This window comes from Streptomyces sp. Ac-502, from assembly GCF_045222935.1.
Taxonomy (GTDB): Bacteria; Actinomycetota; Actinomycetes; order Streptomycetales; family Streptomycetaceae; genus Streptomyces; species Streptomyces monomycini.
In genome coordinates this window covers 1814534-1838313 of record NZ_JBHFFO010000001.1, presented here as the reverse complement: position 1 = coordinate 1838313, position 23780 = coordinate 1814534, and the positions used below count along the sequence as shown (strand labels likewise).

General features: G+C 71.9%; 21 protein-coding genes, 3 pseudogenes and 1 riboswitch. Of the genes and pseudogenes, 12 read left to right on the top strand and 12 right to left on the bottom strand.

The window, feature by feature from the left end; genetic code table 11:
- The first annotated feature begins 17 nt into the window (after positions 1-17).
- The 3 genes from ACEXOX_RS08220 (at position 18) to ACEXOX_RS08210 (ending at position 2307) form a co-directional block, all read left to right on the top strand.
- Positions 18-701: a TetR/AcrR family transcriptional regulator gene (locus ACEXOX_RS08220; RefSeq protein ID WP_406519755.1), complete on the top strand. Its 684-nt coding sequence runs from the start codon at positions 18-20 to the stop codon at positions 699-701.
- Between the two features lie 90 nt (positions 702-791).
- Positions 792-1358: a YbaK/EbsC family protein gene (locus ACEXOX_RS08215; protein WP_406519754.1), complete on the top strand. Its 567-nt coding sequence runs from the start codon at positions 792-794 to the stop codon at positions 1356-1358.
- Positions 1359-1641: 283 nt separating this feature from the next.
- Complete coding sequence (locus ACEXOX_RS08210; protein WP_406519753.1) at positions 1642-2307, top strand: RICIN domain-containing protein; 666 nt, start codon at positions 1642-1644, stop codon at positions 2305-2307.
- Between the two features lie 30 nt (positions 2308-2337).
- Here ACEXOX_RS08210 and ACEXOX_RS08205 read toward each other — a convergent pair whose 3' ends face one another.
- The 3 genes and pseudogenes from ACEXOX_RS08205 to ACEXOX_RS08195 all read right to left on the bottom strand — a co-directional run bounded on the left by ACEXOX_RS08205 (position 2338) and on the right by ACEXOX_RS08195 (position 3599).
- Positions 2338-2835: a GNAT family N-acetyltransferase gene (locus ACEXOX_RS08205; protein ID WP_406519752.1), complete on the bottom strand. Its 498-nt coding sequence runs from the start codon at positions 2833-2835 to the stop codon at positions 2338-2340.
- A 37-nt stretch (positions 2836-2872) separates the two neighbouring features.
- Positions 2873-3150, bottom strand: a pseudogene (locus tag ACEXOX_RS08200) (arsenical-resistance protein); the annotation flags it as partial.
- Positions 3151-3191: 41 nt separating this feature from the next.
- The gene (locus ACEXOX_RS08195; protein WP_406519751.1) at positions 3192-3599 is read right to left on the bottom strand and encodes a CoA-binding protein; all 408 of its coding nucleotides are present in this window, start codon (positions 3597-3599) and stop codon (positions 3192-3194) included.
- Between the two features lie 153 nt (positions 3600-3752).
- On the opposite strand from ACEXOX_RS08195, the pseudogene ACEXOX_RS08190 reads away from it, so the two are divergent.
- Positions 3753-4372 (top strand): annotated as a pseudogene (locus ACEXOX_RS08190) (YigZ family protein).
- A gap of 72 nt (positions 4373-4444) precedes the next feature.
- Here the strand turns inward: ACEXOX_RS08190 and ACEXOX_RS08185 are convergent.
- The 4 genes from ACEXOX_RS08185 to ACEXOX_RS08170 form a co-directional block, all read right to left on the bottom strand.
- On the bottom strand, positions 4445-5536 hold the full coding sequence (locus ACEXOX_RS08185; protein ID WP_406519750.1) for a serine hydrolase domain-containing protein: 1092 nt from the start codon (positions 5534-5536) through the stop codon (positions 4445-4447).
- Complete coding sequence (locus tag ACEXOX_RS08180) at positions 5533-6468, bottom strand: DUF6895 family protein (RefSeq protein WP_406519749.1); 936 nt, start codon at positions 6466-6468, stop codon at positions 5533-5535. The genes ACEXOX_RS08185 and ACEXOX_RS08180 overlap by 4 nt, the downstream gene beginning before the upstream one ends.
- Positions 6469-6576: 108 nt before the next feature.
- Positions 6577-7314: a hypothetical protein gene (locus tag ACEXOX_RS08175; RefSeq protein WP_406519748.1), complete on the bottom strand. Its 738-nt coding sequence runs from the start codon at positions 7312-7314 to the stop codon at positions 6577-6579.
- The gene (locus tag ACEXOX_RS08170; RefSeq protein ID WP_073762481.1) at positions 7311-7502 is read right to left on the bottom strand and encodes a hypothetical protein; all 192 of its coding nucleotides are present in this window, start codon (positions 7500-7502) and stop codon (positions 7311-7313) included. Before ACEXOX_RS08170 ends, ACEXOX_RS08175 begins: the two co-directional genes overlap by 4 nt.
- 240 nt (positions 7503-7742) lie before the next feature.
- Here ACEXOX_RS08170 and ACEXOX_RS08165 point away from each other — a divergent pair.
- Positions 7743-9137: pseudogene (locus ACEXOX_RS08165) on the top strand (APC family permease); the annotation flags it as partial.
- A 100-nt stretch (positions 9138-9237) separates the two neighbouring features.
- Here the strand turns inward: ACEXOX_RS08165 and ACEXOX_RS08160 are convergent.
- Both ACEXOX_RS08160 and ACEXOX_RS08155 read right to left on the bottom strand, forming a co-directional pair.
- The gene (locus ACEXOX_RS08160; RefSeq protein ID WP_406519747.1) at positions 9238-9783 is read right to left on the bottom strand and encodes an isochorismatase family cysteine hydrolase; all 546 of its coding nucleotides are present in this window, start codon (positions 9781-9783) and stop codon (positions 9238-9240) included.
- Between the two features lies 1 nt (position 9784).
- On the bottom strand, positions 9785-11263 hold the full coding sequence (locus ACEXOX_RS08155) for an aminotransferase class I/II-fold pyridoxal phosphate-dependent enzyme (protein WP_406519746.1): 1479 nt from the start codon (positions 11261-11263) through the stop codon (positions 9785-9787).
- A 419-nt stretch (positions 11264-11682) separates the two neighbouring features.
- Here ACEXOX_RS08155 and fdh point away from each other — a divergent pair, with 419 nt between their 5' ends.
- The 4 genes from fdh to ACEXOX_RS08135 are packed head-to-tail and all read left to right on the top strand — an operon-like array spanning position 11683 to position 17397.
- Entirely contained in the window at positions 11683-14931 is a 3249-nt protein-coding gene (gene fdh, locus ACEXOX_RS08150) for a formate dehydrogenase (protein ID WP_406519745.1), read from the top strand.
- The gene (locus ACEXOX_RS08145; protein WP_406519744.1) at positions 14928-15938 is read left to right on the top strand and encodes a 4Fe-4S dicluster domain-containing protein; all 1011 of its coding nucleotides are present in this window, start codon (positions 14928-14930) and stop codon (positions 15936-15938) included. Before fdh ends, ACEXOX_RS08145 begins: the two co-directional genes overlap by 4 nt.
- Complete coding sequence (nrfD, locus tag ACEXOX_RS08140) at positions 15935-17014, top strand: NrfD/PsrC family molybdoenzyme membrane anchor subunit (RefSeq protein WP_406519743.1); 1080 nt, start codon at positions 15935-15937, stop codon at positions 17012-17014. Before ACEXOX_RS08145 ends, nrfD begins: the two co-directional genes overlap by 4 nt.
- A complete protein-coding gene (locus tag ACEXOX_RS08135) occupies positions 17011-17397 on the top strand; it encodes a hypothetical protein (protein ID WP_030020066.1) in 387 nt (128 codons plus the stop codon). The genes nrfD and ACEXOX_RS08135 overlap by 4 nt, the downstream gene beginning before the upstream one ends.
- 556 nt (positions 17398-17953) lie before the next feature.
- Here ACEXOX_RS08135 and ACEXOX_RS08130 read toward each other — a convergent pair.
- The 3 genes from ACEXOX_RS08130 to metE form a co-directional block, all read right to left on the bottom strand.
- Positions 17954-18508, bottom strand: coding sequence for a hypothetical protein (locus tag ACEXOX_RS08130; RefSeq protein WP_406526264.1), 555 nt, complete (start codon positions 18506-18508; stop codon positions 17954-17956).
- A 91-nt stretch (positions 18509-18599) separates the two neighbouring features.
- Positions 18600-18779 carry a hypothetical protein gene (locus tag ACEXOX_RS08125; protein WP_406519742.1) on the bottom strand — a complete coding sequence of 60 codons (180 nt, stop codon included), beginning with the start codon at positions 18777-18779 and terminating at the stop codon, positions 18600-18602.
- Positions 18780-18785: 6 nt separating this feature from the next.
- On the bottom strand, positions 18786-21104 hold the full coding sequence (metE, locus tag ACEXOX_RS08120) for a 5-methyltetrahydropteroyltriglutamate--homocysteine S-methyltransferase (protein WP_406519741.1): 2319 nt from the start codon (positions 21102-21104) through the stop codon (positions 18786-18788).
- 163 nt (positions 21105-21267) lie between these two features.
- A riboswitch (cobalamin riboswitch) is annotated at positions 21268-21497 on the bottom strand.
- A gap of 386 nt (positions 21498-21883) precedes the next feature.
- On the opposite strand from metE, the gene ACEXOX_RS08115 reads away from it, so the two are divergent.
- The 3 genes from ACEXOX_RS08115 (at position 21884) to ACEXOX_RS08105 (ending at position 23767) form a co-directional block, all read left to right on the top strand.
- Positions 21884-22306, top strand: a complete 423-nt coding sequence (locus ACEXOX_RS08115; RefSeq protein ID WP_406519740.1) for a cupin domain-containing protein — start codon at positions 21884-21886, stop codon at positions 22304-22306.
- 46 nt (positions 22307-22352) lie between these two features.
- Positions 22353-23102 carry an SDR family oxidoreductase gene (locus ACEXOX_RS08110; protein ID WP_406519739.1) on the top strand — a complete coding sequence of 250 codons (750 nt, stop codon included), beginning with the start codon at positions 22353-22355 and terminating at the stop codon, positions 23100-23102.
- A 170-nt stretch (positions 23103-23272) separates the two neighbouring features.
- Positions 23273-23767 carry a GNAT family N-acetyltransferase gene (locus ACEXOX_RS08105; protein WP_406519738.1) on the top strand — a complete coding sequence of 165 codons (495 nt, stop codon included), beginning with the start codon at positions 23273-23275 and terminating at the stop codon, positions 23765-23767.
- Positions 23768-23780 lie beyond the last annotated feature (13 nt).

The following is a 23780-nucleotide window of genomic DNA, read 5'->3' as shown; positions in this document are numbered from 1 at the left end:
GTTGTCAGGGGGACACGATGGCTCCAAGGGACGCGACGGCCGCCGGAGCGACGGTGCCGGGGGTCCGTCCGCCCGCCCAGGCGCGCGAGCGCATCCTTGAGACGGCCTACGAGCTGTTCTCCCGGCGCGGGATCCGCGCGGTCGGCGTCGACGAGGTGATCGCCCGCTCCCGTGTGGCCAAGGCCACGCTGTACCGCAACTTCCCCTCGAAGGACATCCTGGTGCTGGCGTTCCTCGAACGCCGTGAGGAGCGCTGGACCCGGGGCTACGTGGAGGCCGGGGCGCGGCGGCTGGGCACGGGCCCTGAAGAGCGGCTCCTGGCCATCTTCGATGTGTTCGACGAGTGGTTCCACCGCTCCGACTTCGATGCCTGCACCTTCGTCAACGTCCTGCTGGAGATGGGCCGGGAACACCCGCTGGGGAAGGCGAGCATCACGTACCTGGAGAACATCCGCGCCATCGTGCGCTCCCTGGCCGAGGACGCCGGACTCCGGGACACCGAGAACTTCGCCCGCTCCTGGCACATCCTCATGAAGGGGTCGGTCATCTCGGCGGCCGAGGGCGACACGGAGGCCGCCCGGCGGGCCCAGGACATGGCCCGCGCGCTCATCGAACGGCACCGCCCGGCCGCCGGTGAGGAGGTCCCGGCCGTCGGCGAGGACGCCCCGGTCGTCGGTGACGGCGGCCCGGCCGCTCGGTGACGACGGCGTTCCGGCCCCTCCCGGTTCCGCCCCGCTCGCCCGCTGAGACGGCACGCCGTACGGTCCGGCCGGACTGTTAGCTTGGGCGCCATGCCCGAGCCCATGGACGCCTTCGACGACGTACGCCCCGCCCTCGACTGCCTGGACCTGCTGCCCGGCCCGGTCGCCGCCGCGATCCGCGACTGGCGCGGGACCGTGCCCGTCGAACAGTTCCACTACGTGGACACCGACCCCGCGATCGCGGACACCGCCGTCCTCGTCGGGCAGCACGGCTCCTGGCTCCTGGAGCAGTCGGCGAACTGCGTCGTCGTGGCGGGCAAGCGCGGCGGTACCGTCACGCTCGCCGCCTGCGTGGTCCTCTCGCACACCCGGGTCGACGTGAACGGAGCCGTACGGCGCGAGCTCGGCGCCCGTAAGGCGTCCTTCGCGCCCATGGACACCGCGGTCGGCGAGAGCGGCATGGAGTACGGCGGCATCACCCCGATCGGGCTCCCCGAAAGCTGGCCGCTGCTCCTGGACGCGGCCGTGGCGGACACGCCGTATGCGCTGATCGGCAGCGGCAGCCGGCGCGGCAAGCTCATCGTGCCGGGCAAGGCGTTGGCGGAACTGCCCGGAGTGACCGTTCTGGACGGGCTGGGGACGGTGCCGGGGGCGTAGGGCGGCTGGGCGCTGTCCGAAATTGCGCTTGGGGTGGCGGTGCGGCCGGGGGTTCGGAGCGGCCGGGGTGTCCGGGCGGCAGGGGGCGATGTCGGGTGGCCGGGGCGTCTGGGGCGTCCGGGGTTCCGGGGGCGATGTCGGGTGTCCGGGCTGGTCGGCGAGCTGTTCGGAAGGTTCCGGGTGCGTCTGGTTCGTGGCCGGTCGTTGTCCGGTTTCTGCCCGGTCGCCGCCCGGAAGTGCGCAGTCTTGGCGGAATCTCCTAACCGGAACCGACTCCCGGCCCTTGCCGCTGCGTAACGCCCTCGGCGGGCTCAGCGCCCGGCGCACGCCGGTCCTGATCGCGGCGGCGGTCGTTCTCGCCTTGGCCGCCACCACCGCCTGGATGGCGACCGCCGGCAACCCGCCCGCCGATCCGGCTCCGAAGCCCGAAGTCCGGTCCCAGGGCGCCGCGGTCCCCGCCGGCTGGATCCGGATCCGCCCGGCCGCGGCACCCGCCCTGTGCGTGACCGACGGGCGTGTCCAGGACGGCCGCTACACCTCACTGGTGGCGGTCCAGCGGCCGTGCGGGGGCGTCGCACCGCAGCGCACCGAACTCGACCCGGTGGGTACGGACACCTACCGCATCGCGTGGGTACACCCGGAGCACGGGAAGAGCTGCCTGAAGGCCCTGTCGGGCGGAGCGGCGGACGGTCTGCTCGAACCGTGGGAGTCCTGCGCCCAGGCCAGCAGTTTCCGTGTCGAACCCGAACCTGATCCGTGCCCAGGCTCCGAACCCTCCGGACCGACCCGGCAGGCGAACGGCGGGAAGTCCGGCCGCTACATCTTCCGCACCGACGGCGAGCAGTGCCTCGGCGTGCGCGGCGACGGTACGGCCGCCGGGGCCGAGGTGACCCTGCAACGGTGCACCGGACGCGAGAACCAGACCTTCCTCATCGACCCCGCACCCTGACCCGGCCCCTGACCCGGAACCCACCGGATCTCACCCGCGCCCGTCGTCCTGCCCACCCCGGGCACGCACATCCAGGGACAGCGGCGTGGAGTGCTCCGCGAACCCGAGGCTCCGGTACAGCCGTTCAGCGTCGGGCGTGGCGTGCAGATCCACCCGCGAGACGCCCCGTTCCGCGAAACACTCCAGCAGTGCCTCGGTCGTGGCCCTCGCATACCCGCGCCCCTGGTACGCCGGGTCGGTGCAGACGGTGAACACGAACCCGAACAGCCCTGAAGGGTGTCCAGGAGCCGGCAGCCGCTCCTCGACCCGCCCCACCGCACACGCCGCCAACCCGGCGCCGTCCCCGGTCTCCACGACGAACCCGACGAGACACGGCACCTCTTCGGAGAGCTGCCGCCGCGCACTCTCGACCGCGTTCCGCTCCCATGCCCCGCCTTCGTCCCGCCCGTTCATGGCCCGGAACATCAACCGGCGCAGCCGGACGATCTCTTCGGCGTCCCCGGGCCTTGCAGCACGTATTGCGATCATGCCCGGACGCTAACCCACGCACCGCACGCCGGGCACCTCAGCCTGGGGCGGGGGCGGCGGCGGCGAGGGCGACATGAACCAGGCCGATCAGGACGGGGGCTTCGATGAGGGGGCCGACGAGACCGGCGAGGGCCTGGCCGCTGGTGGCGTGAACAGCGGTCCGTACAGGGCGAACGGTCCGTTCCGGGAAACCAGCTTCGTCTCGTACCAGGTGCGGCCCTTGGCCCGCTCACCCAAGCGGCGGGTGAGGAACCCGGCGGCGAGCGGGACACCCGGGAAGATCAGCACGGAGCGGGCGATCCCCCACACCGACACAGACGCGGTGGGCGACAGCCGGATCGCCCAACGCCCGGGTGTCAGCCCAGCCTGGGTATCTCGATGGCGGGGCAGCGGTCCATCACCATGTCCAGGCCGGCGGACGTGACCTTTTCGTAGGCCGCTTCGTCGATCACGCCGAGCTGGAACCAGACCGCCTTGGCTCCGATCTCGACCGCTTCGTCGGCGATGCCGCCCGCGGCGTCGCTGTTGACGAAGACGTCCACGACGTCCACGGGGAACGGGACGGCGGCCAGGGACGGATAGCCCTGCTCGCCGTGGACCGCTTCGGCTTTCGGGTGGACCGGGACGACGCGTTTGCCGAAGCGCTGGAGGACCTCGGCGACGCCGTACGCGGCGCGGTCCCGGTTGGTGGACAGGCCCACGACGGCCCAGGTGTCGCCGGAGTCCCGAAGGATCCTGCGGATTGTCGCCGGATCGCCGTACACAGCTGCCTCCCGTGGGTCGGACCGGAGCCCGTCGGATGCGACCGCGCGGCGGCGGCCGTCTGGTCGGAAGAACGTGTGCGGGGGAGCGAAGATTCCCGCGTTGCCCTCGGGCGGGCTGCGCGGGGCGCTTCCGGTGGCGCATAGGGTGGCCTGATGCAGGAGCAGTACCGGACTCTCGCGCGCGAGGGTGTTCACGAGATCGAGATCAACAAGTCCCGCTTCATCTGCGCGCTCGCCCCCGTAGCGACCGAGACCGAGGCCCAGGACTTCATCGCGCGTATCCGCAAGGAGCACCCCACGGCGCGGCACAACTGCTTCGCGTACGTCCTGGGGGCCGACGGCGGGGTGCAGAAGGCCAGCGACGACGGCGAGCCCGGCGGGACCGCGGGGGTGCCGATGCTGCAGATGCTGGTGCGCCGCGAGGTCAGGTACGTCGTCGCCGTCGTCACCCGTTACTTCGGTGGCGTCAAGCTCGGTGCGGGCGGTCTGATCCGCGCCTACGGGGGCGTCGTGGGGAGGCCCTGGACACTCTCGGTACGGTCACCCGGCAGCGCTTCCGTCTGGTCACGGTCACCGTCGACCACCAGCGCGCGGGGCGGGTGGAGAACGACCTGCGGACCACGGGCCGGGCGGTGCGCGAGGTGACCTACGGGTCCGACGTACGGATCGAGGTCGGGCTGCCGGAGTCGGACCTGGACGCCTTCCGTGCCTGGCTGGCGGATGCGACGGCGGGCACGGCGGTGCTGGAGCTGGGCGGCGAGGCGTACGGGTAGAACTCGGGGGTGGGTCGGGGCAGGCCGGGCCAGGCTGGGATCAGCCGGGAACAGGCCGGAGCCAGGTCGGGATCACTGCGGGGCGCGGAGCAGGCCTGACATGGTGTCGTACGCCTGCTGGACGAAGGGGGCGTGAAGCCCCGGCGAGCTGTTGGCCAGGGCGACCAGCGCGGTGTCGTGCCGCGGGCTGAAGGCGACGAAGGCCGTGCAGCCGCGGGTGCCGCCCGAGTGGTGATAGAGACCGGAGCCGTCGGCCCGTAGGCGGATGTTCCAGATCAGGGCGAGCTGGGACGTGCTGCGGGGCAGGACGAGACGCGGGCGCGTGACGTCCTCCAGGGCGGTACGCAAGGGCGCCGACGGCGCGCCGGTGACGGCCGCGTCTCCCGGGCTGATCAGCGCCTCGGCGAGCGTCAGCAGGTCGCGCGCGCTGGAACGGACGGCGCCGGCTCCGGGCAGGCCCGGGATGCCGAACGGCGGCCGGGCGCGGCCGTGTCCGTAGCCGGTGACCTGGGTGCCGCCGGGAGGCGGGGCGGCGGTGGCGCTCGTGTCGTGCAGGCCGAGTGGCCGCAGGACGCGGGCCGCGAGCAGGTCCTCGTACGGGAGCCCGCCGGCCGCCCCGCACAGGGCGTGCCCCAGGAGGCCGACACCGAAGTTGGAGTACCGCACCCGGGTGCCGGGCCGGGAGCGCAGCCGGGTACGGGCCAGGGCGCGCAGCACGTCCGCGCGCGTGAATCCCGCGTAGGGGTTGGTCGGGAGACGGCGGATGTCGGAGCGCAGCAGCCCCGGAGGCAGGCGGGGCAGGCCCGAGGTGTGGGTGGCCAGGTGGGTGAGGGTGATGTCCGTACCGCGTACGGGGACGTATGTACCCGCCGGCAGGTGGCGGGCGGCCGGATCGTGGTGGCCCACCACGCCCCGGGCGGCGTGCTCGGCGAAGAGCAGCGCGGTGAACGTCTTGCTGAGCGAACCGACTTCGAAGCGGGTGGCGGGCTCCACCGGCACCCCTCCCTCGCGTGCGGTGCTGCCCCGGACGAGGAAGGACCGCTGCCCGCGCCGGTACAGGCCGACGGCGACGGCACTCGCGCCAGGGGCGGCCGACAGCAGCGCTCCCGGCAGCAACTCGGGCAGGTGGGGCGCTGCCGCGGCCGGTGCCCCCGGCGGGGTCATGGGCCGGGCTGCCCCGTGCCGCCCAGCGCCCGGGTGAGGGCGACGGTGCCCGCGACGACGGCCACGACGGTGGGGTGCTGGTGGGCGTCGAAGAGTTCGGCCGGGTCGCCCTCGACGGGCTGGTCGTCGCGGGGGACGAGCCCGTCCTCGTGCTGGAGGCCGGCCAGCCGCTGCCAGTCGTCGGTCTCCACCCAGGGTTCCGGCAGGCAGGCGCCGACGATCATCAGCTCGGCCATCAGGTCCCACTGGCCGCTCTCCGCCCAGATCTCGGTCCATACCGGGAGCCACCGCGTGACGTACTCCGCGAGTTCGGCCGGGAACGCGGCGGGCAGCCGGCCCCAGTCGGTGAGATGGAAGGCGACGTGGGTGACGCTGTAGCCGGTCAGCCAGTCGATGTGCCAAGGTTCGGGCGTGGCGCCGAGCCAGGTCGCCCGGGTCAGCGACGCCCAGTCGTAGGCCGACGGGCCGTGGTCGAGGCCGACGACGCGCGCGGAGTTGGCGACCGCGAGCCGCCGGTTCGGTACGTGTTCCACGGCGTGCGTCGAACGCAGGGTGACGGTGTGGGCGGCCAGCCGCTCGAACTGCGGGTGGCAGTAACCGCCGCGGGCGAAGTGCGCGTAAGTCTCCAGCGGGTCGGTCTTGAGCGGATGGCGAAGCAGCCGCTCGTACAGCAGCGCGCCGTCGCCCACCTGCTGCCAGCAGAACTCCAGCAGCTCGCGGGCCAGGGCCAGTTCGGTGGTTCCGGCCACACCGCCGCGCAGGACCAGGGAGGCCGCGAGCGCCGATTCGCCCAGGGCCTTGTACGCGTCGGCGTCGTCGAGGAGTTCGGCCCGGGGGCAGTCGGAGAGCTTGCCGTGCTCGCGGTTGGCGTGCAGCCAGGCCAGGGCACGGGAGCCGATGGCGTGTGCGGTCTGTGCCGGGGCCGGGCTCATACGTCCTCACTCATGCGGCTCATACGTCCTCCAGGCCGAGCAGCCGGCGGGCGACGGCGGTGTCCAGTGCGGGGCGGTCGCCGCCGCCGAGCAGCCCGATGTGCTCGGTCAGGGGGCGGGGTCCAGCGGGAGCTGTACCCCGTCGGCGTGCAGCCAGGCCAGCCAGCGGGTGATCCGGGCGGCGGTGGGGTGGTCCCGTCGCAATGCGGCACGGGTGGCACCGCGGGCCAGTCCCAGGGCTCCGGCCCGGGCGGCGTCGTGCACCGGACCGTCCAGCCCCGGCAGGGCGAGTGAGGCCAGTTTTCCCATCCGTACGGACCAGGAGACCCAGCCCTCCTCGGCGGGGGTGCCGGGCTCGCCCGGTCGGTCGCCGTCGTGCGCGGCGGTGGTCGGCGGCAGATCGCGGGGCGTGGCATCGTCGCACCGCGGCGGGCCCTGGGGGAGGGGCGCTGCCCGTACCGGCGAGCCGGCGGGGTCGAGGCGGGCCAGCACGGTGGCGAGGCCCCAGTCGATCCAGGCCATGGTCCACGCTTCCTCGGTGCCCGCGGGAGGTGCCGGAGGCGGCGTCTCGTCGGGTGGCAGGGCACTGAGTGCCAGGCCGACGGCGGCCGTATCGCCCGCGGGAGGGGCCTGGCCGGTCAGTACGTACGGTGCGAGAACGTCCGCCCCCAGGATGCGGACGGCGCCCAGCGCCACCCCCGGGTCGCCCCCGGACTCCGCCGCCGCGGCCTCCACGTGGCTCGCGGCCACGGCGGCGCCCCCGGTGCCCCGGAGGGCATCGAGGGCGCGACGGGCCAACTGGTCGGCCGATTCGCTGTGGGCGGTCCGTGAACGCTCGGAGATCACCGGCGCTTCGTTTCCTTCGGCTCCTTGGGCGAGATCAGGAGGCCCAGAAGCAGAACACCCCAGGCGGCGCCGTGCGGTGCGGGGACCGGTGCGTCGCTCAGCGGGGCTTCGGGCTGGGCCGCGACCCACCCCAGTGCTTCCTTGTCGAGTGTGAGGCCAGTGGGCTGAAGGGTCTGGGCAAGCATCATTCGCTCCCTCGAAGAGATGTCACCACCAAGGTCGGTGATGCCCCCGATGCCACCTCCCAAAGTACCCCTAAATCGACATATCGACCATTGGAGGGAGGAGCGGCGAACGGGGAGGCGGGAGCGGCCATGTGCGGGACAATCCACGCCGTACCGGGGACGGCGGGTGGGGTGTCCGCCCGTTGCCGTACGCGCCGGCCCGGCGGTGCCCACGCCAATCCGCCCGAGAGAGGGGCCCACCGCATGCCCGAACTCCCCGCCGACACCGCCGGGTTCACCCGCCGCATCGGCCCGTTCCAGGCCACCGCACTCAACATGAGCCAGATGTGCGGCATCGGGCCCTTCGTGACCATCCCGCTCATGGTGGCCGCGTTCGGCGGACCGCAGGCCGTGACGGGCTTTCTCGCGGGAGCGGTGCTGGCCCTCGCCGACGGGCTGGTATGGGCGGAGTTGGGCGCCGCGCTGCCAGGAGCGGGCGGCAGTTACCTGTATCTGCGGCGGGCGTTCGGACCCCGTACCGGCAAGCTGATGCCCTTCCTTTTCGTGTGGACGGCGATGCTCTTCGTCCCGCTCGCCATGTCGACCGGCGTCATCGGTTTTGTGCAGTATCTCGGCTACCTGTGGCCGGACATGACCCCGGGCCAGGGCGACCTCGTCGGTCTCGCCCTCACCGGGCTCGTGGTCGTGGTGCTGTGGCGGCGGGTGGAGAGCGTGGCCCGGCTCTCCGTCGTGCTGTGGGCGGTGATGGTCGCGGCCGTGCTGCTCGTGCTCGTGGCCGCGTTCACCCACTTCGACGCGGAGCGGGCCTTCTCCTACCCGCCGCACGCGTTCGACCTGACGACGGGCCACTTCTGGGCGGGCTTCGGCGCGGGCCTGACCATCGGCATCTACGACTACCTCGGCTACAACACCGCCGCCTACCTCGGTGCCGAACTCAAGGACCCCGGCCGCACCCTCCCGCGGTCCGTCATCCGCTCCGTCCTCGGCATCATGGCGGTCTACCTGCTGCTCCAGATAGGCACCCTCGGCGTCATCGACTGGCGCGACATGCTCGATCCGCGGAACCCCGCCGCCACTTCCGTCGCCTCCGCCGTCCTGGAGACGGCGTGGGGGCGCGGTCCCGCCGTCGCCGTCACGGTGCTCATCCTGGTCACCGCCGTCGCCTCGGTCCTGGTCGGCTTGCTCGGGGGCTCCCGCATACCGTACGACGCCGCCCGGGACCGGGTCTTCTTCCGCCCGTACGGCAGGCTGCACCCGCGCCACCGCTTTCCGGCGCTGAGCCTGCTCACCCTGGGCGGCATCACGGCGGCCGGGTTCCTCATCGGCCGGCACACGGATCTGGCCACCCTGATCCAGCTGCTGACCTCCGTGATGGTGCTCGTGCAGGCGCTGGCGCAGATCGTGGCCTTGACGGTGCTGCGCCGCCGGGAACCGGAGCTGCGGCGCCCGTACCGGATGTGGTGCTACCCGCTGCCCAGCGTCGTCGCGTTCGCCGGCTGGCTGGTGGTCTACGGCGGCGCGGACCGCAACGCGCCCGGACGGCACGCTGTCGCGTGGTCGTCGGCCTGGGTCGCGTCGGGTGTGGTGGCGTATCTGCTGTGGGCGCGGGCGGGGAGGGAGTGGCCGTTCGGGTCGAAGGGGAACGGTCCGGGCCGAAGCGGTCCGTCAGCGGGGACTGAGAGTCGCTGTACGGCGCTGCCCGGCGTCCGGGATCACCCGTACGGTTCCTCCGCCGTGATCACCCGTACAGTTCCTCCGCCGTCGAGTCGGTCACGTTCGCGTTCATGTTGCGTTCCATCATGCGCAGGGCGGCGTCGGCGAGATCGGCGTGGATGTGGGCCACCGCGTCACGCGGGACCGTGACCTCCAGGTGGCGGATGTGCGCGTCGAGGGCCGAGTACAGCACGCACTGTTCGGTCACCTGGCCGCACAGCACTATGCGGCCGATGCCGTGCTGGCTGAGGAGGTACTCCAGCGGCGTCTCGTAGAAGATCGAGTGCCGGGCCTTGACCACGAACAGCGAGGATTCGTCGGGGCGCAGGGGCTCCACCAGGTCGGAGTGGGGTCCGTCCAGCGCCGTACGGAGGATCTCGTCGTGGTGCGAGCGCCACCGGCCGAAGTTGTCGTTGACGTAGATGACTTCGACGTCCGACTCCTTCGCACGGGCCCGCTCCAGGACGCGCAGCATGCCGGGCAGGGCGTCGCGCACCGACGGCAGCAGCCGCTCGGCGTCCGCGTGCTCGTACGTGTTGATCATGTCGATGACGATGAGCGCCGTCCGCATGTCAGTCCTTCCCTTCGACGAGCACCCGGACCGTCTTGAGCTCGGGATCGGCCGCGTCGGGCACGTTCATCCCGGCCCGTACCCCGCTCGTCAGATAGCGCACCACCGGACCGTCGAGGCGTTCCCCGGGGAGCGCGGCCGGGATGCCCGGCGGGTAGGGCGTCAGCATCTCGGCCACGACGCGGCCCGCGGCCGCGTGCACCGGTACGTCCTCGACCTCGCCGAAGTAGGCGTCGCGTGGCAGGCACACCTGCTCCAGGCGCAGCTCGCCCGGTGCGGGCACCTCGACCTCCGGGGCCGGGCGCAGGTCAGCGGCGTGCCGCGACAGGTCGCGCAGGGCGTCGAGCAGTATCCCGGTGGTCGCCTCGTCGTCGGCGTGGGTGAGCTGGGCGCTGATCCGCCGGTGGTCGGCGAGGTGGGCGTCGACGGAACGGTGTTCGCGCAGCCAGTCGGCCGCGCGATAGCCGGACGTGCCGAGTCCGCTCACGTCGATCACCACGGGCAGCGGGTCGAAGTCCTCGGCCAGCCCCGGACCGCAGAAGTCGGACCGGTCGTTGACGTGCAGGCCGTCGATCTCCTCGATGGCGCCCCGGACCCGCGCGGCCAGGTCCAGGGCCCGGCCGAGGAGGTCCCGGCCCCGCAGGGCCATCTGCCGCCGCCAGCCGTCCAGGCCCGCGTACAGCAGCACCGAAGGGCTGGTCGTGCCGAAGAGGTCCGCCCGTGACTTCAGTACGGTCGGCTGTACCAGGTCGCCCCGCAGGTGGAACACCGAGCCCTGTTCCAGGCCGCTGCCCATCTTGTGGATGCTCGTCACGCAGACGTCGGCGCCGGCGTCCATCGCCCAGGACGGCAGGTCCGGATGGAAGGGCAGATGCGCTCCCCACGCCTCGTCCACGACCAGCGGGCGTCCGCGCCGGTGGCACACGCGCGCCAGCGCGTCGAGGTTCGCGCAGGCGCCGTACGGTGTCGGGCTGGTCACCAGCGCGCCGCGGGCGTCGGGGTGCTCGTCGAATGCCTGCTCGAACGCCTCGACCGACGGCGGATGGGCGATCCGGCGCTCCTCGTCCCACTGCGGGTCCACCCAGATCGGCCGCACGCCGGACAGGATCAGACCCGACACCACCGACTTGTGCGCGTCCCGCCCGACGATCAGCTTCTCGTGCGGGCCGGCGACGGACAGCATCGCCGCCTTGACGGACAGGGAGCTGCCGCAGGTGGAGAAGAACGTGTGCGAGGCGTGCACCGCGTCCGCCATGAGGGCTTCGGCCCGGTCGAGCACTTGGGCGGTGCCGAGGCGGTCGTCCAGGCCGCCGGAGGCCAGGAGGTCGCCGTGGAAGACGGCGTCGCCCAAGACCTCCCTCACCAGGGGGTCGGCGCCGCGGACCTGCTTGTGGCCCGGTGGGGTGAAGGAGAGCTCGCCGGCCTGTCGGTAGCGGGCCAGTGCGTCCAGAACCGGTGCCTGTGTGTGATCGACAGCCATGCGGCAGGGGTTCCCCGGGGGTGGGTGGGTCAATCACCGGGGGTTGGCTCTGGCCGTCGTGGCTGCGGGGTGAGGCGCGCTTCGCGCGGGGGTTTGCGCTGACGCGCGGCTCGCATCGCGTTCCTCCTGGCGAAGAGGCGGGCGGTCCTCACCCGTACGGAGACGGAACGAAGCCTCTGGAGCGTCCGCGATGGCTTCGCCGGGCCTCCCCAGCCCTCCTGGATCTTTGCCCCTCCGTACGGGTTTTCCCTGGCCAGTGCGGGGAACCCGCCCTCGCGTCGCCGGTCGGGCGCCGGTGGCACCGGCCTGCCGCCGTCGGGGACCGCTTGCCGTTCCCCGCTCGCCGCTGGGGCTCCGGCGGGTGAGCCTTTGAGCAGGTGGCCGCCGTGGCAGACCGCAGACCCGCTGGAGGAGAAGCGATGGGCGTGCGCAAACGGGTTCGCGACTGGCCCGTGTACCGGCAGCTGACCGGAGGTGACCCGCTGGGCCGGGGGCGTGCCGCCATGTCGCCGTACACGGAGCGGCTGCGTCCGCGTACGGACTCCGCCGACCGGATGGTGCGCTCGGTCTGCCCGTACTGCGCGGTCGGCTGCGGTCAGCAGGTGTACGTCAAGGACGAGAAGGTCGTCCAGATCGAGGGGGACCCCGACTCGCCGGTCAGTCGTGGCCGGCTCTGTCCCAAGGGCTCGGCGACGCTCCAGCTCACCACCGGGTCGTCCCGCCGCCATCAGGTGCTCTACCGGCGTCCGTACGGGACGGACTGGGAGCCGCTGGACCTGGAGACGGCCATGGACATGGTCGCCGACCGGGTTGTCGAGACCCGCCGCCGTACCTGGGAGTGGGAGTCCGACGAGGGGCTCTACACGGCTCGCACCCTGGGGATCGCCAGTCTGGGCGGCGCCACCCTCGACAACGAGGAGAACTACCTCATCAAGAAGCTGCTGACCGGCCTCGGCGTGGTCCAGGTGGAGAACCAGGCCCGGGTCTGCCACAGCTCCACCGTCGCGGGCCTCGGCACCTCCTTCGGGCGCGGCGGCGCGACCACTTTCATGCAGGACCTCCAGCACGCGGACTGCATTGTTATTCAGGGCTCCAATTTCGCCGAGGCGCATCCCGTCGGCTTTCAGTGGGTGATGGAGGCCAAGGCCCGTGGTGCCCGCGTCATCCACGTCGACCCGCGGTACACGCGTACCAGTGCCTTGGCCGACCTGCACGTACCGCTGCGGGCGGGCAGTGACATCGCCTTTCTGGGCGGGATCATTCGCCACGTTCTGGAGGAGGAGAAGGATTTCCGCGAGTACGTCCTGAACTACACCAACGCCGCCACCCTGGTCGGTGAGGACTTCCGGGACACCGAGGACCTGGCCGGGATCTTCTCCGGCCTGGGTGCGGACGGTGCTCATTACGACACTCTGACCTGGCAATACGAAGGTGTCGACGTCCAGGCGCCGTCGGGTGAGGTGGACGAGCTGTACGAGTCCCGGGTGCAGGAGGCCGGCGGGCCGGAGCAGCATGGTTCGGGCGGAGCGCGTACCGGAGGGGAGCCGCCGCGCGACGAGACGCTCCAGCACCCGCGCTGCGTCTACCAGATCCTCAAGCGGCACTATGCCCGCTACACCCCCGAGATGGTCGAGCGGATCTGCGGAGTGCCGCAGGAAACGTTCCTGCGGGTGTGCGAGGACCTGACCGCCAACTCGGGCCGCGAGCGCACCAGCGCCTTCTGCTACGCGGTCGGCTGGACCCAGCACTCGGTCGGCGCGCAGTACATCCGGGCCGCGAGCGTCCTGCAACTGCTCCTCGGCAACATCGGCCGCCCCGGCGGCGGCATCCAGGCCCTGCGTGGCCACGCCTCCATCCAGGGCTCCAGCGACATCCCCACCCTCTTCAACCTGCTGCCCGGCTACCTGCCGATGCCGCACGCCCACGCGCACCAGGACCTGGACACCTTCATCCGGTCGAGCCGCACCGAAAAGGGCTTCTGGGGCAACATGCGGGCCTACTTCGTCAGCCTGCTCAAGGCCTATTACGGCGACGCGGCCACCGCCGACAACGACTACTGCTTCGGCCACCTGCCGCGCCTGACCGGCGCGCACGCCACCTACGAGACCGTCCTGGCGCAGCTCGACGGCACCTGCAAGGGCTACTTCCTGATGGGGGAGAACCCGGCCGTCGGCTCCGCCAACACCCGGCTGCAACGCCTGGGGATGGCCAACCTGGAGTGGCTGGTCGTCCGGGACTTCTCGCTCATCGAGTCGGCGACCTGGTGGCAGGACGGCCCGGAGACCGAGACGGGCGAACTGCGCACCGAGGACATCGGCACCGAGGTGTTCTTCTTCCCGGCCGCCGCGCACACCGAGAAGTCCGGCTCCTTCACCAACACCAACCGCTGGGTGCAGTGGCACCACACGGCCGTCGAACCCGAGGGCGACGCCCGCAGCGACCTGTGGTTCATGTACCACCTCGGCCGGCGCATCAAGGCGAAACTGGCCGCCTCCACCGATCCCATGGACCGGCCCGTACAGGACCTGACCTGGGACTACCCGGTGCAGGGGCCGTTGGAGGAGCCGGTTGCCGCCGCCGTCCTGGCGGAGATCAACGGGCAGGGCCCGGACGGCGCGCCGCTGAGCGCGTACACGGAGCTGAAGGACGACGGTTCGACGAAGTGCGGCTGCTGGATCTACTGCGGCGTCTACGCGGACGGCGTCAACCAGGCGGCCCGCAAGAAGCCGCACACCGAACAGGACTGGGTGGCCGAGGAATGGGCCTGGGCCTGGCCCGCCAACCGCCGCATCCTCTACAACCGCGCCTCGGCCGCCCCGGACGGCTCCCCCTGGAGCGAGCGCAAGGCGTACGTGTGGTGGGACGCGGAGGAAGGGAAGTGGACCGGACACGACGTGCCGGACTTCATTCCCGACCGTGCTCCTGACTACGAGCCGCCGGACGGCGCGACCGGACCCGACGCCCTGCGCGGCGACGACCCGTTCATCATGCAGGCGGACGGCAAGGGCTGGCTGTACGTGCCGGCCGGCCTCGTGGACGGGCCGCTGCCCACCCACTACGAGCCGCAGGACTCCCCGTTCGGCAACGCCCTGTACCCGTCCACGCCGCGCTCACCGGTCCGCCGCCTGCACCCCCACGAGGGCAACCGCTACCACCCCAGCGGCGACGAGCCGGGCGCCGACGTCTACCCGTACATCGTCACCACCCACCGGCTGACCGAGCACTTCACCGCGGGCGGTATGAGCCGCTGGTCTCCCTACCTCGCCGAACTCCAGCCGGAACTCTTCTGCGAGATCTCCCCGCAGCTCGCCGCCGAGCGCGGCCTGGAGCACATGGGCTGGGCCACCATCATCACCGCGCGCAACGCCATCGAGGCGCGTGTCATGGTCACCCGGCGGATCTCCTCCCTGACCGTCGAGGGCCGTACCGTCCACCAGATCGGGCTGCCCTTCCACTGGGGGCCCAACGGAGTGGTCACCGGTGACGCCGCCAACGAACTGGTGGCCATCGCCCTCGACCCCAACGCCCACATCCAGGAGGACAAGGCGCTCACCGCCGACATCCGGCCGGGCCGCCGGCCCCGCGGGCCCGGCCTGCCGGACCTGGTCGCGGCCTACCGGCAGCGCGCCGGCATCGACGAGACCACCGGAACGGAGCCCCGCCCGTGACCGACCACCTGCTCGGCGACCACCTGCTCAGCGGCATCGAACCGGACCCGGCCGGGGACGCCGGCCACACCGGTGCGCCACTCCGAACGGGCTTCTTCACCGACACCTCCGTGTGCATCGGCTGCAAGGCGTGCGAGGTGGCCTGCAAGGAGTGGAACGCCCTGCCCGAGGACGGGCTGTCCCTGTCCGGGATGAGCTACGACAACACGCAGGGGCTCGGGGCCTCGACGTGGCGGCATGTGGCCTTCATCGAACAGGAGATGCCGGCGCGTGGCGGACCGGAAGGGTCGGCGCGTGGCGGGCCGCCCACCGCTGAAGGGCGTACGCGACTGCCGTTGGCCGAGACGAGCGACGGCACCGGCGGCGGTCTTGACGAGGATACTGGCGGCGGTACCGGTGGTGACCTGCGCTGGCTGATGGCCTCCGACGTCTGTAAACACTGCACGCACGCCGCGTGCCTGGACGTCTGCCCCACCGGCTCGCTCTTCCGCACCGAGTTCGGCACGGTCGTCGTCCAGGAGGACATCTGCAACGGTTGCGGCTACTGCGTACCCGCCTGCCCGTACGGCGTCATCGAGCAACGACCGTCCGACGGCCGTGCCTTCAAGTGCACGATGTGCTACGACCGGCTCGGCGCCGGACAGGAACCGGCCTGCGCCAAGGCGTGCCCGACCGAGTCCATCCAGTACGGGCCGCTGGACGAACTCCGTGAACGGGCGGCGCTCCGCGTCGACCAGCTGCACGCGGCAGGCGTCACCGACGCGCGCCTGTACGGGCACGAGCCGGACGACGGCGTCGGCGGGGACGGCGCGTTCTTCCTCCTCCTCGACGAGCCCGAGGTCTACGGACTGCCACCGGACCCCGTCGTCACCACCCGCGACCTGCCCGCCATGTGGAGACACGCGGGCACCGCGGCGCTCACGCTGGCCGGCGGCATCGCGCTGGCGTTCACCGGGCCCGCGCTGAAGCAGCTCGGCGCTGCCACCGTAAGGAAGGGAAGGCGATGAACGGTTCCGACGTCACCCGTGAGGGCTCCGAGGGCGGGCGGCCGGGCCGCGCCGCCGCACCGGAGATGCTGCGGGGCGGACCGGGCGCCGACGGGCGAGGGCGGCGCAAGGGCGGCAAGCGCGGCCGCGGTGAACAGCTCATGGCGCCCCCGGCGGAGTTCGAGTCGTACTACGGCCGGCCGGTCATCAAAGCCCCCGCCTGGCATGCCCGGGACATCGCCGGGTACTTCTTTCTCGGCGGCCTGGCCGGCGCCGGATCGGTGCTGGCCGCCGGGGCCCACGCGACGGGCCGCACCACCACCGCGACCGCGATGAAGGTCTCCTCCGTCGTGGCGGTCTCCCTGTCCACCGCGGCACTCGTCAACGACCTCGGCAGACCCGGCCGTTTCGCGAACATGCTCCGGGTCGTCAAGCCGACCTCTCCGATGAGCGTCGGCTCCTGGCTGCTGGCCGCCTACGGGCCCGCCGCGGGCGCAGCGGCCGCTTCCGCGCTCACCGGGAGACTGCCCCGGGCAGGCGCCGTGGCGACCGGCACCGCGGCGCTCCTCGGGCCGGCCGTCGCCACCTACACCGCGGTGCTCGCGGCGGACACCGCCGTCCCCGCGTGGCACGGCGCGCACCGCGAACTCCCGTACCTGTTCGCGGCCTCGGCGACGGCCGCCGCCTCCGGAATGGCCCTGGTCGTGGCTCCCGTACGGGAGACCGCGCCCGCCCGGTGCGCCGCGGTACTGGCCGCGGCTGCCGACGAAGCGGTCACCAAGGCCGCCGAACGGCGCCTCGGCATGGTCGCGGAGACCTGGCACCAGGGGCGGGCCGGCACCCTGCTCCGCACGGCGCGGACACTCACCGCGGCCGGAGCCGCCGTCGGTGCCGTCTTCGGAGGCCGTTCCCGCACGCTGGCCGCCGCGAGCGGGCTGGCCCTGCTCGCCGGTTCCGCGTGCACCCGCTTCGGGGTCTTCGCGGCAGGCATCGCCTCCGCCGAGGACCCGAAGTACACCGTCGTACCCCAACGGGCGGCCAAGGAAGCCCGCCGCACCACACCGACGCACAGCGCGGAGAGGACACAGCCCACATGACCCGCACACCCCACACCGACGAGCCTGCCCAGGTCGTGCTCAGCGCCCAGTCTCCGGCCGACGCCGAGGCCGTCTTCAGCACGCTGCGCAGCTGCTTCGCTTCCGACCGCGCCGACGGCGACACCGCACACGACCAGCCGCACCAGCCCGGACACCCGACCGTCTGGACCGAGACCTTCGAGACCTCGGAGGTCCGCGGCGACGTCCGGCCGAACGCCGACCTGTCCGCCGCCGTCACCGCCGACCTCCAGGGCAGTCACCTGGCGGTGGACCGGTTGCGGGACGTGCTGACGCGCGCGTTCTCCGTCCGTACGGAGGGCACGGTGTCGGGCGATCAGGAGGTCGAGCTTCAGATCGTGCTGGAGAGCACGGGGCAGAGCTGACCCCTTCCGGAAAGCACGTGTGCCGCGGGCGGGCGCGGAGCAGCCTCAGTTCCGCTCCGCGCCCGCCCGGCGGGCGACCGGGGCCCTCACCCCGGCGTCTGCGTGCCCCGTACCAGGTACTGCGCATACGCGTCGACGGCGAAGACCGCCGGCAGTTCGCGCGTCAGGGCCGTACGTTCGAGGAGCGCGCGGGCTTCGGCGGCCAGGGCCCGCGGGTCCTCCTTCGCCCACGCGGCGCACTCCTCGTCGAGCAGCGGGCGTGAGGATCTCGTCGAAGCGGTGGCCCGGTATGCCGAGCACCTGGACGCGGCTGGTCAGTGCGATGGTGGACATGTGCGTCTTCCGGATCGTGTGCGGGGCGTCGTACAGGCGAAGGGTGCGAACGGCATGGCACGTGGTGCCGTACCGTCCGGACGCGGCCGCCGCCCCCAGGGCCGTACGGGGCCGTCCGTGGCCGTACGGAGACTCTGGCAGCGGCACTGAGTGCCAGCAAGCGTGGAGCGATGCCAACTTCTGCGCATCTTTCCCCGTCGATGTGCCAAGGATGCCAAGCCGCCTACAGTGCGGCCTGCTCCCTCCGCCACGCCACCACGTCGGCCGGCAACGGCGCTTGGATGTTGTCGACGTCACCGACCCGCAGGTTGCTCGGTGTGCTGTATTCACCGTGACAGTTGATGACGGAGACGGCGACCTCGGAATCCGGCTGCCAGAACGTCCGGTAGTACGGCGCGTTCGCCGGATCCGGGATTTCCAGCAGCGGAACGCCGCGCCGCTCCAGCAGACGCCGCAGCTTCTCGAACCGCAGCCGGGGAGCGAAGCGCCCGTACCGGGCCCGCAGCACCTCGTCGACGACCTTGTTCTTCCGGTGCGCCAGTCTGTGCACCTGCAAGGTGAAGTGGTGCCCCGACCAAGGGGCGTGCGCGGATTCGCGATCCCAGAAGAACTCGGGCAGGGCGTAGGAATAGCCCAGGCTGCTGTGACCGAATGCGTTCTCGCCGAAGTCCGGCCCCAGGACTTCGGCGACGCGCTCGGGAGAATCGGTGTGACGAAGGCCGAGCACGGTGCCGGTGGTCACGACGTCCACGTAGAACGCCAGGGAGTGCGGAGTCAATTGCTTTTCCTCGATGAGTCGCGGGAAGAGCAGTTTACGGGCCACCCGCCGGCCTCCATCGGCCGATGGGCGCCCCGCCCCCGTCGGCTCGTCAGAATTCCCAGTCGTCGTCCGCCGTGTCCTCGGCCTTGCCCATGAGGTACGAGGAGCCGGAACCGGAGAAGAAGTCGAGGGCGTGGTAGGTGACAGTGTCGGACCGGTCGGACCGGTCCGACACCGAGGTCAGGTCCCGTACGGCGGTCGACGCACCCTCCCGGCCGTCACCGGACACACCGGATCACGCCGTGGGCAGCTCCGCCCGGACCGTCCGCGCGGCCGTGACGAGGTTCTCCAGCGAAGCGCGGGTCTCGGGCCAGCCCCGGGTCTTCAGACCACAGTCGGGATTGACCCACAGCCGCTCGGCCGGGATCGCACCGAGGCCCTTGCGCAGCAGGATCGCCGCCTCCTCGGCGCTCGGCACGCGGGGCGAGTGGATGTCGTACACGCCCGGACCGGCCTCCCGCGGATAGCCGTGCTCGGCCAGCTCACGGGCCACCTGCATGTGCGAGCGCGCGGCCTCCAGGCTGATCACGTCGGCGTCGAGATCGTCGATGGCCTGCACGATGTCACCGAACTCGGCGTAGCACATGTGCGTATGGATCTGCGTCCGGTCCCGCACCCCGCTGGTGGTGAGGCGGAACGCCTCGGTGGCCCAGGCGAGGTAGGCGGGACGGCCGGCGGCACGCAGCGGCAGCGTCTCGCGCAGCGCCGGCTCGTCGACCTGGATGACCGAGGTGCCGGCCGCCTCCAGGTCGCCGACCTCGTCGCGCAGGGCCAGCGCCACCTGCCGGGCGGTGTCGCCGAGCGGCTGGTCGTCCCGGACGAACGACCAGGCGAGCATGGTGACCGGGCCGGTCAGCATCCCCTTGACCGGCCGGTCGGTGAGCGACTGCGCGTACCGTGTCCACCGCACCGTCATCGGCTCGGGCCGCGAGATGTCACCCGCGAGGACCGGCGGACGGACGTACCGCGTGCCGTACGACTGGACCCAGCCGTGCTGTGTGGCGAGATACCCCGTCAGCTGCTCGGCGAAGTACTGCACCATGTCGTTGCGTTCGGGCTCGCCGTGCACGAGGACGTCGATGCCCGCCTCCTCCTGGAAGGAGAGCACCGCGCGGATCTCGCTCTCGATGCGCTCCTCGTACCCGGCCGTGCCGATCCGGCCCGCCCGCAGGTCGGCGCGGGCGGTGCGCAGTTCGGCGGTCTGCGGGAAGGAGCCGATGGTGGTCGTCGGCAGCAGCGGCAGGCCGAGGTGGGCCCGCTGGGCGACGGTCCGCTCCCCGTACGGCGCCAAGCGGCGGCCGTCGGCGTCGGTGACGGCGGCGGTACGGGCCCGTACGGCGGGGTCGTGGGTGATCGCGGAACCGGCGCGGGACGCCAGGTCGGCGCGGTTGGCGGCCAGTTCGGCGGCGATGGTGTGGGTGCCCTGCGCGAGGCCGCGGGCGAGCGTGGCGATCTCGGCGGTCTTCTGCCGGGCGAACGCGAGCCAGCGCAGGACCTGCGGGTCGATGTCCCGTTCGGCGGTGGCGTCCAGCGGGACGTGCAGCAGGGAGCAGGAGGCGGCCACGTCGACCCGCTCGGCCAGGCCCAGCAGCGTACCGAGCGTGGCCAGTGACTTCTCGTAGTCGTTGATCCAGATGTTGCGGCCGTTGACGACACCGGCGACCAGCCGCTTGCCCGGCAGGCCGCCCGCGGCGGCGAGCGCGTCCAGGTTGCCCGCCGCGGCCTCGGTGAAGTCCAGCGCGAGACCGTCGACAGGGGCCTTGGCGAGCACCGGCAGAGCCTCGCCGAGCTGGTCGAAGTACGAGGCCACCAGCAGCTTCGGGCGGTCGGTAAGGGCGCCGAGGACGCGGTAGGCACGCTCGGCGGCGTTGAGGTCGGCCGGGGTGCGGTCCTGGACCAGAGCGGGCTCGTCCAGCTGCGCCCACTCGGCACCGGCCGCACGCAGGTCCGCCAGCACCTCCGCGTAGACGGGCAGAAGCCGGTCGAGCAGGGTCAGCGGGTCGAAGTCGGTGGCGACACCGGGGGCCGGCTTGGACAGCAGGAGGTAGGTGACCGGTCCGACGAGGACCGGGCGCGGCGTGTGGCCGAGCGCGAGCGCCTCCCGCACCTCGCCGACCTGCTTGGCGGAGTCGGTGGCGAAGACCGTGTCGGGCCCCAACTCGGGTACGAGGTAGTGGTAGTTCGTGTCGAACCACTTGGTCATCTCCAGTGGCGCCACGTCCTGTGTGCCGCGTGCCATCGCGAAGTAGCCGTCCAGGGCGTCGGCCTCGACGGCGGCGCGGTGCCGTTCCGGGACAGCTCCGACCATGACGCTGGTGTCCAGTACGTGGTCGTAGTACGAGAAGTCACCGGTCGGCACCTCGTGGAGGCCGGCGTCGGCCAGCTGCTGCCAGTTCGACCGGCGCAGGTCCCGCGCGGTCTCCTGGAGGGCGTCCGCGGTGACGCGGCCCTTCCAGTACCCCTCGACGGCCTTCTTCAGTTCCCGGTGCTGTCCCTGGCGGGGGTAGCCGTACACGGTGGCCCGTGCTGCCGCGGCTGCGGGCTTCGCTGTCACGGAACTCTCCTTCGCGAGCGTGATCTTCTTCCGAGCTCGGTGACGGGACGAGAACGCGAAGGAATGACGCACCCGACGGGTCACGCGGCGCCGAACGGCACCCATGCCCGTCTGCTGTGGTCGCCGACCCGCCCTCGAGGTCACCGGAAGGCCGCGCACGCATGGACGCACGCGGGCAACGGGCAGGTCTTCGGACTTGCGGGCACGCCTGCCGGAACGTCGTCCGGCGGGCACCTACTGGCCGTCGCTTCCCGGATCCGCGGCCCGGATCCAGTGCGTATGACGGCGGTCGTTCCCGCTCACCGCTGCGGGGCAGTCCCGGATTCCCACCGGGTTCCCTCTTACGACGCGTCTGCCTGGCGGGCAGGGCGAACCAGTTGCACGCGACAGCGTAGATCGGTCATGCCCGGTACGGACACCCCTGTTCACATGGTGGTACGTGAGATGAGACACGGGTGGTGGAGAGGGGGTGCGGCGGTGGGCGGGCCCGGGCCTCCGTACGGCACCCTCGACGTGTCCCTGCGACGGGCTCCCGTGATGTGCCCCTGCGACGTGCCCTCGTGATGCGTCCCCTTGATGTGTCCGGATCGGCGCTCACCGGGCATGGCGGGGGTCTGAACAATGGGGCACCCCCGGTCGTACCGTGCGCCGCCGTCCCGTCCGCCCTCCGCCCTCCGAGGTCCGCTGCCGTACACCGGGGCGGCACCGCGTTCCAGGGCGGCACCGTTCACCGGTGCGGCAGCCTTGCCGCTACCGGCACTCCAGAGGGAGGACCCGCCATGCCCGGTACCGACGAGCAGCCCCACTCGGAGGCATGGAAGACCGCGCTCACCGTGCTGCAAGAGGTCGCCCCGCCCGCCATCCCGGAGGGCGCGCACGTGTCGACCGTCCAGATCGAGTACCCGCCCGGCGACCAGGGCGCCCCGCCGCACCGCCACCCCGGGCCGGCCTTCGGCTACGTGCTGGAGGGCGAGATGCGCTTCGAACTGGAAGGCGAGCCGGAGCGGATCGTCCGCGCCGGGGAAGCGTTCTGGGAGCCGGGCGGCGACGTCATCCACTACCAGGACGGCAACGCTCTCGCCGACACGCGCCTGCGCTTCGTCGTCACCATGCTCTGCGTACCAGGGCAGCCCATGCTCATCCTGGTCGACGACGACGAACTCAAACAGCGCGCCCACCTGCGCGCGCCCCGGCAGTCCTGACGCCTCTGCGCCCCAGCGGGCGCCACCAGCGCGAGGAGCGTACGAAGTGAAGATCGTGGTCATCGGAGGCACCGGCCTCATCGGCGGCAAAGTGGTCGGCAAACTCACCGAACGCGGGCACGAGGCAGTACCCGCCGCGCCCAGCACGGGCGTCAACACCCTCACCGGCGAGGGCCTCGACGCCGCACTGGCCGGAGCCCAGGTGGTCGTGGACGTGGCCAACTCGCCCTCCTTCGAGGAGTCGGCGGTCCTGGAGTTCTTCACCACCTCCACCCGCAACCTGCTGGCCGCCGAGGCGACGGCGGGCGTCACGCACCACCTGGCGCTGTCGATCGTCGGCATCGACGACCTGCCCGACAACGGCTACTTCCGGGCGAAGGTGGCCCAGGAGCGGCTGATCAAACAGGGCCCGGTCCCCTACTCGATCCTCCGGGCGACGCAGTTCTACGAGTTCGTCAAGGGCATCGCCGACACCGCGACCGACGGCGACACCGTGCGCGTACCACCCGTACTCTTCCAGCCCATGGCGGCCGAGGACGTCGCCGAGGCGGTGACCAAGGCCGCCGTGGGAATCCCGCAGAAAGCCACCACCGAAGTGGCCGGCCCCGAAGTCTCCCGCTTCGACGAACTCGTCGCCCGAGCCCTGCGCGCCTGGCACGACCCGCGCGCGGTCGTCCCCGACCCGCACGCCCGCTACTTCGGCTCCGAACTCTCCGAACGCAGCCTCGTCCCCGACGAGGGCAGCGCCCGGCTGGCCACCATCCGCTTCGAGGACTGGCTGCGTACTTCTTCTTGAATACGGCGAGGGGAGGGGCAGGCCCTCGCCTGTCGCCCGCATGTTCAAGGTTGGCGCTAGTTGAGATTAGCGGGACTGCCCTCAACAGCAGCAACACCGACGCCAGTTACCGCGAGTAGCTGAGCGACCCCCTGTCGACCACACACCCCTCCCCGACCGAAAGGCAGGGCATGCAAGACGTACGCCGGGCCCGTACGACCGATCACACCACACTCGTGGAGTGCGTCCAGCGGTGGTGGGGCGACTCGCGCACCCCGGAACAAGCGCGGGAACTCTCCCTGCTGCTGCCCCGGCTGTTCCTCCAGCACTTCGCGGACACCAGCCTGATACTGGAGGACGAGCAGGGCATCCGGGCGTTCCTCGTCGGCTTCCACTCCGCCGACCACGCGAACGAGGCATACATCCACTTCGTCGGCGTGGACCCCGGACTGCGCAAGCAGGGCGTGGCCCGCCGCCTCTACACCGCCTTCTTCGAACGCGCGGCAACGGCCGGCCGCACCGAGGTACGCGCCGTCACCTCGCCGCACAACACCGGATCCATCGCCTTCCACCAGGCCATGGGCTTCGAGCCAGAACCGGGCGACCGAGAGGTGGACGGCGTCCCGGTCCATGCCGACTACGACGGGCCGACGCTGGACCGGGTGACTTTCCGACGCGCGCTGTGAAGGGGCGGAGTGT

Bases quoted from the DNA above. Each gene is read 5' to 3' on its own strand.
- ACEXOX_RS08215 (WP_406519754.1), top strand. From the start codon at position 792: ATGCCCGAGCCCATGGACGCCTTCGACGACGTACGCCCCGCCCTCGAC.
- nrfD (WP_406519743.1), top strand. From the start codon at position 15,935: ATGAACGGTTCCGACGTCACCCGTGAGGGCTCCGAGGGCGGGCGGCCG.
- ACEXOX_RS08185 (WP_406519750.1), bottom strand. From the start codon at position 5,536: ATGACCCCGCCGGGGGCACCGGCCGCGGCAGCGCCCCACCTGCCCGAG.
- ACEXOX_RS08115 (WP_406519740.1), top strand. From the start codon at position 21,884: ATGCCCGGTACCGACGAGCAGCCCCACTCGGAGGCATGGAAGACCGCG.
- ACEXOX_RS08135 (WP_030020066.1), top strand. From the start codon at position 17,011: ATGACCCGCACACCCCACACCGACGAGCCTGCCCAGGTCGTGCTCAGC.
- ACEXOX_RS08180 (WP_406519749.1), bottom strand. From the start codon at position 6,468: ATGAGCCCGGCCCCGGCACAGACCGCACACGCCATCGGCTCCCGTGCC.
- ACEXOX_RS08155 (WP_406519746.1), bottom strand. From the start codon at position 11,263: ATGGCTGTCGATCACACACAGGCACCGGTTCTGGACGCACTGGCCCGC.
- ACEXOX_RS08220 (WP_406519755.1), top strand. From the start codon at position 18: ATGGCTCCAAGGGACGCGACGGCCGCCGGAGCGACGGTGCCGGGGGTC.
- fdh (WP_406519745.1), top strand. From the start codon at position 11,683: ATGGGCGTGCGCAAACGGGTTCGCGACTGGCCCGTGTACCGGCAGCTG.
- ACEXOX_RS08170 (WP_073762481.1), bottom strand. From the start codon at position 7,502: ATGATGCTTGCCCAGACCCTTCAGCCCACTGGCCTCACACTCGACAAG.
- ACEXOX_RS08160 (WP_406519747.1), bottom strand. From the start codon at position 9,783: ATGCGGACGGCGCTCATCGTCATCGACATGATCAACACGTACGAGCAC.
- ACEXOX_RS08105 (WP_406519738.1), top strand. From the start codon at position 23,273: ATGCAAGACGTACGCCGGGCCCGTACGACCGATCACACCACACTCGTG.
- ACEXOX_RS08205 (WP_406519752.1), bottom strand. From the start codon at position 2,835: ATGATCGCAATACGTGCTGCAAGGCCCGGGGACGCCGAAGAGATCGTC.